Here is a 13,468-nt window from a genome sequence, read left to right on the forward strand (position 1 = left end):
CCCGGCACCGATGCCTTCCGGTGCCGGGCCCCTTCTGTGTGCCGGTCTTCTCCGGACCCTCAACCGGAGAAGCCGACGTGCGCGAGCCGCAGCGGGCCGCGCAGCCTGAGGCGGACGTCGTGCACACCGGAGGCCGTCATGCGTGCCGCGAGCGTGACGTAGTCGTACGGCCCTGACGTGGGCTTCGTCGGTGAGAGCGCGGCCGTCGCCGCGGTGCCGTCCAGCGACACCTCCACCGTGCCCTCGCCCGCCACGGCCACCGTCACCTCCGTGACGCCCGGCCCGAAGTCGCAGGCGCGGTAGAGCAGTTCGGCCGTGCGTCCCGGTGCCGGCGTCACCGCGTCGCCGGTCTTCCTCGTGCGGTCGACGATCTCGGCGCCGCTCTGTTCGTCGAAGTCCGCCCCGTCCAGGCCGCGTTCGGCCACCGGGCGCGGGCCGCCCGGCTCGCCGTCCAGGACGACCGTCGCCCGCAGCCGGATGTCCTCGCTGGATGCCCCCACCAGCAGGTCGTACGGGCCCGGTTCGAGGCGGAGGCGGCTGTGCGCCACGTCCCAGAACTCCAGCTCCGACAGCGGGACTTCGAAGTCCAGGGTCACCTTCTCGCCGGGCGTCAGCGTCACCCGGCGGTGCGCGGCCAGGGCGCGACGCGGGCGCGGCACGGACGGGTCCACGGCCCTCGTGTAGAGCTGGGCGACCTCATCGGCGGTCACGTCACCGGTGTTCGTGACCGTGAAGGACACATGCAACGCCTCTTCCCCGACACGGGAGTTCAGATCCGCGTACGCGAACGACGCGTACGACAGTCCGTGGCCGAACGGGAACAGCGGGGCGCCCTCGTAGTACAGGTACGTCTGTCGGCCGCCGATCACGTCGTAGTCGAGCAGGTCGGGAAGCTCGGCGTCGTCCGCGTACCAGGTCTGCGGGAGGCGGCCCGCGGGGGAGACGTCGCCGGCCAGGATCCGGGCCAGGGCGGTGCCCGTGGCCTGGCCGCCGTGGGACATCCACAGCGCGGCCCGCAGCGGACCCGGCTCGATCGCGTACGGGTAGGCGGAGACCAGAGCCAGCACCGTGTTCGGGTTGGCGGCGCGGGCCGCGCGCAGCAGGCGGTCCTGGTGGGCGGGGAGGGCGAGGGTCCTGCGGTCCTCGGTCTCACGGCCGCCCAGGTGCGGGTCGTTGCCTGCGACCACCAGCACGACGTCGGCCTCGGCCGCGACCCTGGCCACCGCGTCCGTGCCGTGCTCGGTGATGATCAGTGTGAAGATTTCGGGCTTCGCGTCGAGTTCCGCGTTCTCATCGGCAACCTTTACTCCGTCGGCGCCGACACAGACGTGGCGACCCGTGCCGAGGTGCCGGAGGAGGTGTCCGTTCTCATGGGGTTCGAGCCGGAACGTCTCCTGGACGAACCAGCCGCCGGGCTGGTCGGCGGAGGCGCGGACGCGGCCGTCCTCGGCGACCGAGAGATAGCGCCCGTCGGGCGCACGCAGGGTCAGCACGTCCTCCCCCCAGTCGACCAGGGCGAGTTCGGTGCCGACCGCGGCGGTGGTGAGCGGCGGGAGGTCGGTGCGGCCGGCGAGCAGGGCCGGGTCGAGGGCGCCCTCGGCGCCGCGCACCTCGTCGTCGGCGGCCGCCTCCGGTACGGAGAGGAACGTGCCGTCCGAGGCCTTCAGCAGGACCCGGTCCACGCCCTCCGCGAACGTGACGTGCTCGGCGCCGAACCGCTCGTACACGCCCTCCAGCGGGGTGGAGCGGTGGATCAACGTGCCGCTGTACCAGTCGAGTTTGCACTCGTCGGCGAGCAGACCGGCCACGGCGACGCGGGTGCCGGGCGCGAGCGGCAGCACACCGTCGTTGCGCAGGAGCACGACCGACTGCTCGGCGGCCTCCTGGGCGAGGGCCCGGTGCTCGGGGGTGTCGTACGCGCCCGGCTCGTCGTAGCCGTCGAACTCGCCGAGGCGGAACCGGACCGAGAGCTGACGGCGGACCGCCGTGTCGATGTCGGCCTCGGTCAACAGGCCCTGCTCGTACGCCTTCTTGATCCGGTCGGTCATCTTCGAGCTGTCCGTGCCGTGGTCGGTGAAGCTGTCGACGCCGGCCAGCAGGGCGGCCGCGGTGGCCTCCTCGTGGGTGTCGAAGTAGTGCTCGGAGTCGACCAGGTTGGAGGGCGCGCCCGCGTCCGAGCAGACCAGCAGTTCCTCGTCCGTCCAGGTGCGCAGGTGCTCGCGCAGATACGGACTGACGTGGTTCGGGCGGCCGTTGACCAGGTTGTACGCGGGCATCACACCGGCCACCGCACCCGCCTCGACGGTCTCGCGGAAGGCGCGCAGGTCGTACTCGTGCAGGACGCGCGGGCGCACCGAGCTGGACGAAGTCGCCCGGTCCGTCTCGTTGTTGTGGGCCAGCCAGTGTTTGAGGACGGGGGCCGTGCGCCAGTACGCGGGGTGCTCGCCGCGCAGTCCGCGGGTGTAGGCGGTGGCGATCGCCGAGGTGAGCTTCGGGTCCTCCGAGTAGCCCTCCTCGTTGCGGCCCCACAGCGGGTGGCGCAGGAGGTTCACGGTCGGGGACCAGATGTTCAGGCCCACGCGGTCGTCGCGGGCGCGCATCGCGCGGACCTCCTTGGACACCGTGTCGCCGACCCGTCGTACGAGCTCGGTGTTCCAGGTCGCGCCCAGGCCCACCGCCTGCGGGAACACCGTCGCCGGGCCCATCCAGGCCACGCCGTGCAGGGCCTCCTGGCCGGTGCGGAAGGCGGCGATGCCGAGGCGTTCGACGGCCGGGGCGAACTGGTGCAGAAATCCGATCTTCTCGTCGAGACCGAGCTGCGACAACAGATCGTCGATGCGCTTCGCGAGCGGCAGTTGCGGGTCGCGGAAAGGCGGCGTGGGCGGCGTGTGTGCGGTCACGTGGGGTCCCCTTGGAGTGGAGCTGCCGAGCACTTTCGAAGCGCTTCGATGCTGGTTCGACACCTGGGTGAGTGTCAAGGGACGGGTGCCGCCTTTTCAAGCAGTGCTTAAGAAAAGGTCGATCCCAGAAGCTCCGAGGAATCTTGGAAGCGACCCTTGTGCGCCCCCTGGGGTTCACTTAACCTCACAGCCACATCGAAGCGCTTCGACTGGTTCGACTGATTCGACTACACAGCGACCGTGGAAGTCGAAGGAACGCTTCGGCTCAGGCAGTTCCACTGAAGACACCGCAGCCGACGGCCCACCGCCGGGTGTCCTGGTACGCCATGAAGGGTTGACGCAATGACGCCGAACGCCACCGCTCCCTCCCCAGGTCCTTCCGGAACCAGCCGGAGAAGCTTCCTCGCCTCCACGGCGGTCGCCACCGCAGCGGTGGCCGGGGGGATGCCGCTCCTCGCCGCCTGCGGCGGTTCGGAGGGTGGCTCGCGTGAGGGCACCACCTCGGGCAAGAACGCCAAGAAGATCCTCCCGGCGTACGCGGCCAGCAACGTGGTGCAGCCGGACATCCCGTCCAAGAACGGCTCGGCGATGGGCTTCACGTCCAAGCTCGACGTCGCCGGCCTCAAGACCTCGGTCCCCGAGAAGCTCGGCAAGGGCGGCAAGGTCACCGTCATGTCGCCGTTCTGGGGCTCGCCGCCCAGGGGGAACAACGCCTACTACACGTCGATGAACGACCTGATCGGCGTCGACGTCCAGTGGCGCAACCAGGACGGGAACACCTACGACCAGAAACTCGGCGCGGTCCTCGCCTCCAGCGACGTCCCGGACGTCGTGGTCGTCCCCGGCTGGAACATGATGGGCAAGATACCGAGCGCCATCATCAGCAAGTTCGCCGACCTCGCCCCGTACCTGTCCGGGGACAAGATCAAGGAGTACCCCAACCTCGCGGCGATCCCCAGCGACGCCTGGCAGCGCTCCATCTTCGGCGGCAAGCTGATGGGCCTGCCGATGCCCGCCGGAACCGTCGCCAACATCGTGCCGCTCTACCGCCAGGACATCTTCGACAAGGAGGGCTACGAAGTCCCGCGGTCCGCCGACGACTTCATGGCCCTGTGCAAGGACATCACCAACGCCCGGGCCAAGCGGTGGGCCTGCGGCGACATGAAGTGGACCGCGTTCAGCAACTTCGGGGTGCTCGGGGGCGGTGAGAAGCCGCTGTGGTGGAACCTCGTCGACGGCAAGCTGATCAACCGCATCGAGACCCCGCAGTACCTGGAAGCCATCGAGTGGACGCGGAAGCTGTTCGCCGCCAAGGTCGTCCACCCCAACTTCTACCTGGGCAAGGGCCAGATCGGCGACTCGGCCCCCATGTTCGCCGCCGGCGAGTTCCTGATCTACAACGACGACATCTCCAACTGGTACGGGCGGCAGGCCTCGTTCGTGACCCAGAACCCCGACGTCAAGGTCTGGGGCATGGACATCTGGGGCCACGACGGCGGGAACCCGACGCTGTACGCCGTGAACCCGGCCAACATCTTCGCCTTCGTCAACAAGAAGGCCTCCGAATCCGTCATCCGCGACGCCCTGGCGGTCGCCAACGTCACCGCGGCGCCGTACGGCACCAAGGAGTGGATGATGACCAACTACGGTGTCGAGGGCACGCACTACACGCTCAAGGACGGCGTGCCCGTCAAGAACGACAAGGGCAACAACGAGGTCGTCAACGCCTACGTCATGGTCGCGAGCCCCGCCGCGACCATCGCCCACCCCGACCTCCCGGACTACACCCGGGCCTCGGTCGAGTGGCAGCAGCGGATGGGCGCCTTCACCACCAAGTCCTCGTTCTGGGGCCTGCAGATCACCGAGCCCTCCCGCTACACCAACCTCGCCAACGACTTCGAGCAGCTCGAGGACGACATCATCCGCGGGCACAAGAAGATCAGCGACATGCAGCAGGCCGTCTCCGACTGGAAGAGCAAGGGCGGCGACAAGCTGCGCGACTGGTACAAGAAGCTGCTCGACGAGAACGGTTCCGCGGCGGGCTGACCACACTCTGAGGCAAGGAGAACGTCCGTGTCCCACAGCACGGTGCCTCGGAGCAGCGCCGAGGCCGGCACACCGGTGAAGACCGCGGCGGCGTCAGGCGACGCCGCCGGCCCCCGGGAGAAACGCGAGAAACGCGTCACGGGCAAGCTGAGCCTGCGGCACAGGTTCCGGCGCGACCGCGTCCTGATCCTCATGACGCTGCCGGCCGTCCTGCTCCTCCTGGTCTTCAACTACCTGCCCATCCTCGGCAACGTCGTCGCCTTCCAGGACTACGACCCGTACATCAGCGACAACGGCATCGTCTCCATCCTGCACAGCCCCTTCGTGGGCCTGGAGAACTTCCAGCGGATCTTCGAGGACTCCGCCTTCTGGAACGCCGTCGAGAACACGCTCGTGTTGTTCTTCGTGCAGCTCGTGCTGTTCTTCCCGATCCCGATCCTGCTCGCGCTGCTCATCAACAGCGTGGTCAGGCCCCGGGTGCGGGCCGTCGCGCAGGCCGTCCTGTACCTGCCGCACTTCTTCTCCTGGGTGCTGGTCATCGCCGTCTTCCAGCAGATGTTCGGCGGCGCGGGGATGCTCTCCCAGCTGCTGCGGCAGAACGGCTACGACGGCCTGAACATCATGACCAACCCGGACACCTTCCCCTTCCTGCTCACCGCGCAGAGCGTGTGGAAGGACGCCGGGTGGGGGATCATCGTCTTCCTCGCCGCACTCGCCTCGGTCAGCCCGGACCTGTACGAGGCCTCCGCGATGGACGGCGCCGGACGCTGGCGCCGCATGTGGCACGTCACCCTGCCCGCCCTGCGGCCGGTGATCGCCCTGCTGCTGGTGCTGCGCGTCGGCGACGCCCTGACCGTCGGCTTCGAGCAGATCCTGCTGCAACGCGACGGCGTCGGACCGGGCGCCGGAGAGGTCCTCGACACCTTTGTGTGGTGGAACGGCGTCCGCAACCAGGACTTCGGCTACGCGGCCGCCGCGGGTCTGGTCAAGGGCGTGGTCAGCATCGGGCTGGTCCTCGCCGCGAACAAGGTGGCCCATCTCATGGGCGAGCAGGGGGTGTACCAGAAGTGACCGCCGTCATCGACAAACCGGCCGACAAACGGGCCGACAAACCGGTCGGCACACCGCGCCGCTGGGCCGCCCCGCCCCGGCCCGTCTGGGAGGAGGAGCCCTCCAAGGCCGGCCTCGTGGCCAAGGGCATCGCCCTGTCGTTCGCCTGCCTGGCGGTCCTCTTCCCGCTGTGGATCGTGGTCGTCACCAGCCTCTCCTCCCGCAAGACCATCGACGAGGCGGGCGGCCTGGTGCTGGTGCCCAAGGGCATCACCTTCATCGCCTACCAGGAGCTGCTGAGCGGCGGCCAGGTCACCCGCGCCGCCCTGGTCAGCATCTTCGTCACCCTGTTCGGCACGCTGTTCTCGATGACGGTGTCCGTCCTGTGCGCCTACGGCCTGTCCCGCAGCGGGACCCTCGGCCACCGATGGATCCTGATGACGCTGCTCGCGACCATGTTCTTCAGCGCCGGCCTCATCCCCACCTATCTGCTGGTGCAGTCCCTCGGCCTGACCGACAGCTATCTCGCGCTGATCCTCCCGAGCGCGATCAGCGTCTTCAACATCCTGGTGCTGCGCGGCTTCTTCATGGGGATCTCGCAGGAACTCATCGACAGCGCGCGCATCGACGGCGCCGGGGATCTCAGGATCCTGCTGCGGATCGTCATGCCGCTGTCGCGGGCGGTCCTCGCGGTGATCACGCTGTTCTACGCCGTCGGGTACTGGAGCGCCTGGTTCAACGCGTCGCTGTACCTGAACCAGCAGGACATGATGCCGTTGCAGAACGTCATGATCCAGCTGGTGCAGCGGCAGGAGGCGCCGGTCGGTCTGAGCCAGGCGATCCGGACCGGGCAGCTGTCGGGGCTGGCCATTCAGATGGCGGTCATGGTGATGGCGTTGCTGCCGGTGGCGGTGCTTTCGCCGTTTGTGCAGCGGCATTTCAAGAAGGGCATGTTGACCGGTGCGGTGAAGGGTTGAGCCGCGCCTACTGAGTGGGGTGCGTTTGGCCGGTTGGCGGCTGCGGGTTCGTCGTGGCTGGTCGCGCAGTTCCCCGCGCCCCTTCAGGTACGTCCCCTCCCGTTTCTCACACAGCGAGGTGTGTCATGCATGCGTCCAGCCTGAGCCGTCGTGCCGTTCTTGCCGGAACTGCCGCGGCCGTTGCGCTCACTGGTGTCCCCTCTCTTCAAGGGCGTGCGCATGCCGCCGCCCCCGCCTACCGCTGGCGCAACGTCGTCCAAGGCGGGACCGGCTTCGTCTCCGGCGTTCTCTTCCACCCCTCCGTCCGTGGTCTCGCCTACGCCCGTACCGATATCGGTGGCGCCTACCGCTGGGACGACTCCGCCGCCCGCTGGACCCCGCTCATCGATCACCTCGGATGGGACGACTGGAACCTCCTCGGTGTCGAGGCGATAGCGGTCGACCCCGCGCACCCGAACCGGCTCTACCTCGCCCTCGGCACCTACACGCAGGCCTGGGCCTCCAACGGAGCCGTCCTCCGGTCCGACGACCGGGGTGCCACCTGGGCCCGTACCGACCTCACCGTGAAGCTCGGCGCCAACGAGGACGGGCGAGGAGCCGGCGAGCGGCTGCTCGTCGACCCGCGCGTCAGCGACACCCTCTGGCTCGGGACCAGACACGACGGGCTTCTCAAGTCCACGGACAGGGGGGCCACTTGGGCCGCCGCCACGGGCTTCCCGGGGGCGCCCAGTGCCTCCGGGCAGGGCGTCACCCTCCTCGTCGCCGCCGGGCGCACCCTTTACGCCGGCTGGGGCGACTCCGACGGCACCGCCGCCAACCTGTACCGGACCGCGGACGGGGTCACGTGGGAGGCCGTGCCGGGACAGCCCTCCGGTGCCGCCGCCAAGGTGCCGATCCGGGCCGCGTACGACAAGAACACCCGCGACCTGTATCTGACGTATGCCAACGCCCCCGGGCCCAACGGGCAGTCCGACGGCAGTGTGCACGCGCTGTGCACCGCCAACGGGAAGTGGCGCGAGGTCACGCCGGTGAAGCCGGGCGGGACCACCCCCGACGGCGGCACCGACTCCTTCGGGTACGGCGGGGTCGCCGTCGACGCCCGGCGGCCGGGCACCCTCGTCGTCTCCACCAACAACCGGTGGTCCCTCGTCGACACCGTCTTCCGGTCCACCGACGGCGGTCGCTCCTGGACCTCCCTCAAGGACTCCGCCGTCCTTGATGTGTCCGAGACTCCTTATCTCAAGTGGGGCGGCGACGCGGCCAAGTTCGGCTGGTGGATCCAAGCGCTCGCGCTCGACCCGTACGACTCCCGGCATGTCGTCTACGGCACCGGCGCCACCCTCTACGGCACCCGGGACCTGAAGAGCTGGGCCCCGCAGATCCGCGGGATCGAAGAGGCCGCCGCAAAGCTGCTGATCTCGCCCCCGGTCGGGGAGGCGCACCTGCTCAGCGGGTGCGGGGACATCGGTGTGATGTACCACGAGAAGCTCACCGCGTCGCCCTCGCGCGGCATGGCCTCGAACCCCGTCTTCGGGACGGCGACGGGACTCGCGCAGGCCGCGGCGAAGCCGGCCTACGTCGTGCGCACCGGGTGGGGCGACCACGGCAACGGGGCGTACTCGAACGATGGCGGGCAGACCTGGGCGCCCTTCGCGGCCCAGCCCGCCCTCGCCAAGGACGCACCGGGACCGATCGCCGTCAATGCCGACGGCACCGCCCTGCTGTGGGTCTTCCTGCACTGGGACGGCACCAAATACCCGGCCTACCGCTCCACCGACAACGGGGCCTCCTGGACCGAGGTCCCCTCCTTCCCGAAGGGCGCCACGCCGGTCGCCGACCCGGCCGACCCGACGCTCTTCTACGCATACGACACCGACACAGGAACGCTACTGGCCAGCACTGACAATGCGCTCACCTTCACCGCGCGTGCGGCTGGACTGCCGTCGGGAGACGGTCAGTTCGAGCTCGTCGCGGCGCCCGGACGCTCCGGCGACCTGTGGCTGAGTGTGAAGGGGAACGGGCTGTACCGGTCCACCGACGGGGGCGTCGGCTTCTCCAAGGTGACCAGCTCCCGGGCCTCGTACGCCCTCGGCTTCGGCAAGGCCGCCGACGGCGCCGACTACCCGGCCCTCTACATGGTCGGCTCCACCGAGACGATCACCGCCGTGTACCGCTCCGACGACGAGGCGAAGAGCTGGGTGCGGATCAACGACGACCAGCACCAGTGGGGCTGGACCGGTGAGGCGATCGCCGGCGACCCGCGGGTCCACGGGCGCGTGTACCTCGCCACCAACGGGCGCGGCATCCAGTACGGGGAGCCGGTGTGATGCCGGGGCTCGGTGACGTCACCCGCGGCCGCATCCTCTTCGGCGGTGACTACAACCCCGAGCAGTGGCCCGAGGAGACCTGGCAGGAGGACGTCCGGCTGATGAAGGACGCCGGCGTCAACTCCGTCACGCTCGGCGTCTTCTCCTGGGCCAAGCTGGAACCCCGGCCGGGGGAACGGGACTTCGGCTGGCTCGACCAGGTCATGGACCTGATGCACGAGCACGGCATCGGGGTCGTCCTCGCCACCCCGACCGCCTCGCCGCCGCCCTGGATGGGCCACCTGCACCCCGACACCCTGCCCGTAGACCAGGACGGCCGCACCGAGTGGTGGGGCGGCCGACAACACTTCTCGCACTCCAGCGCCGTCTACCGGCGCCACGCCGCCGCCATCACCGAGGACCTCGCCGCCCACTACGGCAGCCACCCGGCCCTCACCATGTGGCACATCAACAACGAGTACTGCACCTTCGACTGGGGCGACGAGGCCGCCGCCCGCTTCAGGACCTGGCTCCAGCGCCGGTACGGCACCCTCGACGCCCTCAACTCCGCCTGGGGAACCGCCTTCTGGAGCCAGGGCTACGGCGACTGGGCCGAGGTCCACACCCCGCGCCACGCCCACTACCTGAAGAACCCCACCCAGGTGCTCGACTTCAAACGGTTCACCTCCGACATGCTCCTGGAGTGCTACCTCGCCGAACGGGACATCGTGCGGCGGCACACCCCGCACCTCCCGGTCACCACCAACTTCATGCCGCTGTGGACGGGGCAGGACGCCTGGCGCTGGTCCGAGGAGGAGGACGTCGTCTCCGTCGACCTCTATCCCGACCCGAGGGACCCGCTCGGCGCCCAGCACGCCGCCCTCGTCCAGGACCTGACCCGCTCCCAGGCCCGCGGCCCCTGGATGCTGATGGAACAGGCGGCCGGGCCCGTCAACTGGCGGGGCGTGAACCATCCCAAGCCGGCCGGCCTCAACCGGCTCTGGTCCCTCCAGGCCGTCGCCCGCGGCGCCGACGCCGTCTGCTACTTCCAGTGGCGGCAGTCCCGGCAGGGCGCCGAGAAGTTCCACTCCGGGATGGTCAGCCACGCGGGGGAGCGGGGACGGACGTATCAGGAGGTCAAGCGTCTCGGCGCGGAGCTCGGACGGATCGGCGGGGAGGTCGTCGGCGGGCACACGTCCCACGACATCGCCGTCCTGCACGACTGGCACTCCTGGTGGGCCGGTGCCCACGAGGGGCGGCTCTCCGGCGAGGTCGACTATCCGCAGGTCCTGACCGCCTGGCACCGGGCCCTGTGGGAGGCGGGTCTCGTGACGGACTTCGCCCACCCCGACCATGATCTGAGCCGGTACAAGCTCGTCGTCGTCCCGCAGCTGTACGCCCTCACCGACGCGGCGATCGAGAACCTCCTCGGGTACGTCCGCCGGGGCGGCACCCTCGTCTCCGGCTTCCTCACCGGCGTCGCCGACCAGGACGACCGGGTCAGGCCCGGCGGGATGGACGTACGCCTGCGGGAGCTGTTCGGCATCCGCACCCTGCACGAGTGGTGGCCGCTGGACGCGGGGGAGGCCGTCGAGTGCGACGGGTTCCGCGGAACCCTGTGGTCGGAGGAGATCGAGGCCGATGCGGACGCGGTCGTGGTGACCGCCTTCAAGGGCGGTGACCTCGACGGGCTGCCCGCCGTGCTGCGCAAGGGGCGGGCCCGCTATCTCGCGACCCTGCCCGAGGCGGACCAACTGCGCGTGATGCTCGCCGAGTTCGCGGCCGAGGCGGGGGTGCGGCCGGTGCTGGAGGGGCTTCCGGCGGGCGTCGAGGCCGTACGGAGGGGTGAGCTGCTCTTCGTGCTCAACCATGCCCGCCAGTCGGTCGCTGTTCGAGTTCCGGGCGCCTTTCGTGATCTGCTGACCGGCATGAACGTCACGGACGACCTCACTCTCGACCGCTACGGAGTGGCGGTGCTGAAGCCATGAGCCTTGTGCACGGCACCTGGGAACGCCGACCGGCCGCCCGCTGGGAGGACGGCTTCCTGAGCGGCAACGGCCACCACGGCACCCTTGTGTTCGGTGAACCGAACGACGAGCGTGTCGTCGTCACGCACCACACGCTGGTCCGCCCCAACGGGTCCGAGCACGCCCGCCCGCCGGAGCTGGCCGCCGGCCTCCCCGACCTCCAGGACCGGCTGCTCGCCGGAGAGCTCGACGCCGCCGAGCGCTTCACGGACGGACGAGAGCTGCAGTGGGTGCAGCCCTTCCACCCGGCCTTCCAGATCCGGCTGCGCGGGACTACGAGCGGGGAGGCACCCGGCTACCACCGGTCCGTCGACTTCGCCACCGGCGTCACCCGCACCTCGTACGAGGGCTGGGACAGCGAGGTCTTCGTCTCCCGCGCCGACGACGTCATCGTCCAGCGGGTCACCGCGGCCGACGTCGACATCACCCTGGACCACCGGCTGCCGGGTGTCCCCGAGGACCTCGGCGTCGGCGAGGGCGCCGTCCTCACTCCCGGCGGCGCCCTGCTCTCCCTGCGCGCCCGCTACGCCGGCGGCGACCGCGGCTACACCGGCGTCACCCTCGTCCAGGTCACCGGCGGCACCGCCACCCTCACACCGCCCGGTGTGCGGATCACCGGCGCGGAGTCGGTGCTGCTGCTGACCCGCGTGGTCCGGCACACCGGCGAGCTGGACGTGATGGAGGAGGCCCGTGCCCTGCGCGATCTCCCCCTGGACTACGCCGCCCTCCTCGAAAGGCACACCGCTCTCCACCGCACCGCCTACGAGCGCGTCACCCTCGACCTGGACGCCGACCCCGCCGAACGCGCCCTCCCCGGCTCGGAGCTGCTCGAACACCCCGACAGCCCCGCGCTCATGGAGCGCCTCTTCGCCGCCGGCCGCTACCACCTGCTCTCCGCGAGCGGCCTCTTCCCGCCCCGCCTCACCGGCCTGTGGACCGGCGACTGGAACACCGCCTGGTCGGGCGCGTTCACCAACGACGCCAACGTCAACCTCCAGACCGCCTCCGCCGCGTCCGCCGCCCTCCCCGAGGTGACCGAGGCGCTCGCCTCCCTGATCCAGGGGCAGCTGCCCGACTGGCGGGAGAACGCCCGCGCGATCTTCGGCGCCCGCGGGATCGCCGCCCCGCCGCACAGCGACGGCGAGTCCGGGCTGACGTACCACTTCGAGCGCGAATACCCGCTGCACCTGTGGACGGCCGGCGCCGACTGGCTGCTCAAGCCGCTCGTCGACCACGACGAGACCACCGGCACCCGCGATCCGCGCACCGCCGCCGCGCTCGCCGAACTCGCCCTGTTCTACGAGGACTTCCTCACCCGGACGGATGCCGAGGGGCACCTCGTCGTCGTCCCCTCCTACTCGCCCGAGAACCGCCCAGCGAACGCCAGTTGGGGCGCGATCAACGCGGCGATGGACCTCTCTGCCGCCCGGCACGCCCTGCACACCGCCGCCGACTACCACCCGGGGGACGCGGACCGCCTGCGCGCCCTCGCCGACCGCCTCCCACCGCACCGGATCAACGACGACGGCGCCCTCGCCGAATGGGCCTGGCCGGGCCTGGAGGACAGCTACGACCACCGCCACCTCAGCCACCTCTACGGCGTCTGGCCCCTCGACGAGATCAACCCCTACGACACCCCCGACCTCGCCGAAGCCGCCCACCGTGCCCTGGCACTGCGCGGCGCGGAGAACGACTCGGCCCACGGGCACCTGCACCACGCCCTGATCGCGGCCCGCCTGCGGGACGGCGAACGGGTCGCGCACGCCCTGGGCCAGGTCCTCAAGGGCGACTTTTTCCACGCCTCGCTGATGAGCGCCCACTACCCGAACCGCCGCACCTACAACGCCGACGCCGCCCACACCCTCCCGGCCGTCCTCGTCGAGATGCTCGTGCAGTCGACGCCCGACCGGCTGGTGCTGCTGCCCGCGCTGCCCACCCGGTACCCGAGCGGCCAACTCCTCGGCGTCCGCACCCGCTTCGGCGCCGAACTCGACCTCACCTGGACCCCGCAGCAAACGACCGCGGTACTGCGCCCCACCCGCACCCACCGCGTCGAACTGAGGACTTCCTCCGGCAGCGAGCCGCTCGACCTCGTCGCCGGAGAAGACCACGTCCTGAGTCTGGAGGCGTGGTAATCACCCCCGCATTTCCCCCCACCCATG

Annotated in this window: 7 protein-coding genes; 6 read left to right on the forward strand and 1 reads right to left on the reverse strand. The window is 70.2% G+C overall.

The annotated features are described in order from the left end of the window. Positions 1 to 59 precede the first annotated feature (59 nt). Positions 60 to 2,900, reverse strand: a complete 2,841-nt coding sequence (locus PH203_RS25525) for a glycoside hydrolase family 3 C-terminal domain-containing protein (RefSeq protein ID WP_289922816.1) — start codon at positions 2,898 to 2,900, stop codon at positions 60 to 62. Between the two features lie 342 nt (positions 2,901 to 3,242). On the opposite strand from PH203_RS25525, the gene PH203_RS25530 reads away from it, so the two are divergent. The 6 genes from PH203_RS25530 to PH203_RS25555 all read left to right on the forward strand — a co-directional run bounded on the left by PH203_RS25530 (position 3,243) and on the right by PH203_RS25555 (position 13,441). Beyond that, positions 3,243 to 4,946: an extracellular solute-binding protein gene (locus PH203_RS25530; RefSeq protein ID WP_289922817.1), complete on the forward strand. Its 1,704-nt coding sequence runs from the start codon at positions 3,243 to 3,245 to the stop codon at positions 4,944 to 4,946. 27 nt (positions 4,947 to 4,973) lie between these two features. Continuing rightward, entirely contained in the window at positions 4,974 to 6,017 is a 1,044-nt protein-coding gene (locus tag PH203_RS25535; RefSeq protein WP_289922818.1) for an ABC transporter permease subunit, read from the forward strand. After that, positions 6,014 to 6,973, forward strand: a complete 960-nt coding sequence (locus PH203_RS25540; protein ID WP_289922819.1) for a carbohydrate ABC transporter permease — start codon at positions 6,014 to 6,016, stop codon at positions 6,971 to 6,973. Before PH203_RS25535 ends, PH203_RS25540 begins: the two co-directional genes overlap by 4 nt. A 125-nt stretch (positions 6,974 to 7,098) precedes the next feature. Beyond that, complete coding sequence (locus PH203_RS25545) at positions 7,099 to 9,300, forward strand: sialidase family protein (RefSeq protein WP_289922820.1); 2,202 nt, start codon at positions 7,099 to 7,101, stop codon at positions 9,298 to 9,300. Beyond that, positions 9,300 to 11,267 carry a beta-galactosidase gene (locus PH203_RS25550; protein WP_289922821.1) on the forward strand — a complete coding sequence of 656 codons (1,968 nt, stop codon included), beginning with the start codon at positions 9,300 to 9,302 and terminating at the stop codon, positions 11,265 to 11,267. The genes PH203_RS25545 and PH203_RS25550 overlap by 1 nt, the downstream gene beginning before the upstream one ends. Further along, positions 11,264 to 13,441, forward strand: a complete 2,178-nt coding sequence (locus tag PH203_RS25555; protein ID WP_289922822.1) for a glycoside hydrolase N-terminal domain-containing protein — start codon at positions 11,264 to 11,266, stop codon at positions 13,439 to 13,441. The genes PH203_RS25550 and PH203_RS25555 overlap by 4 nt, the downstream gene beginning before the upstream one ends. The last annotated feature ends 27 nt before the right edge of the window (positions 13,442 to 13,468 follow it).

This window comes from Streptomyces sp. S.PB5 (genome assembly GCF_030403745.1).
In the GTDB taxonomy this organism is placed as follows: Bacteria; Actinomycetota; Actinomycetes; order Streptomycetales; family Streptomycetaceae; genus Streptomyces.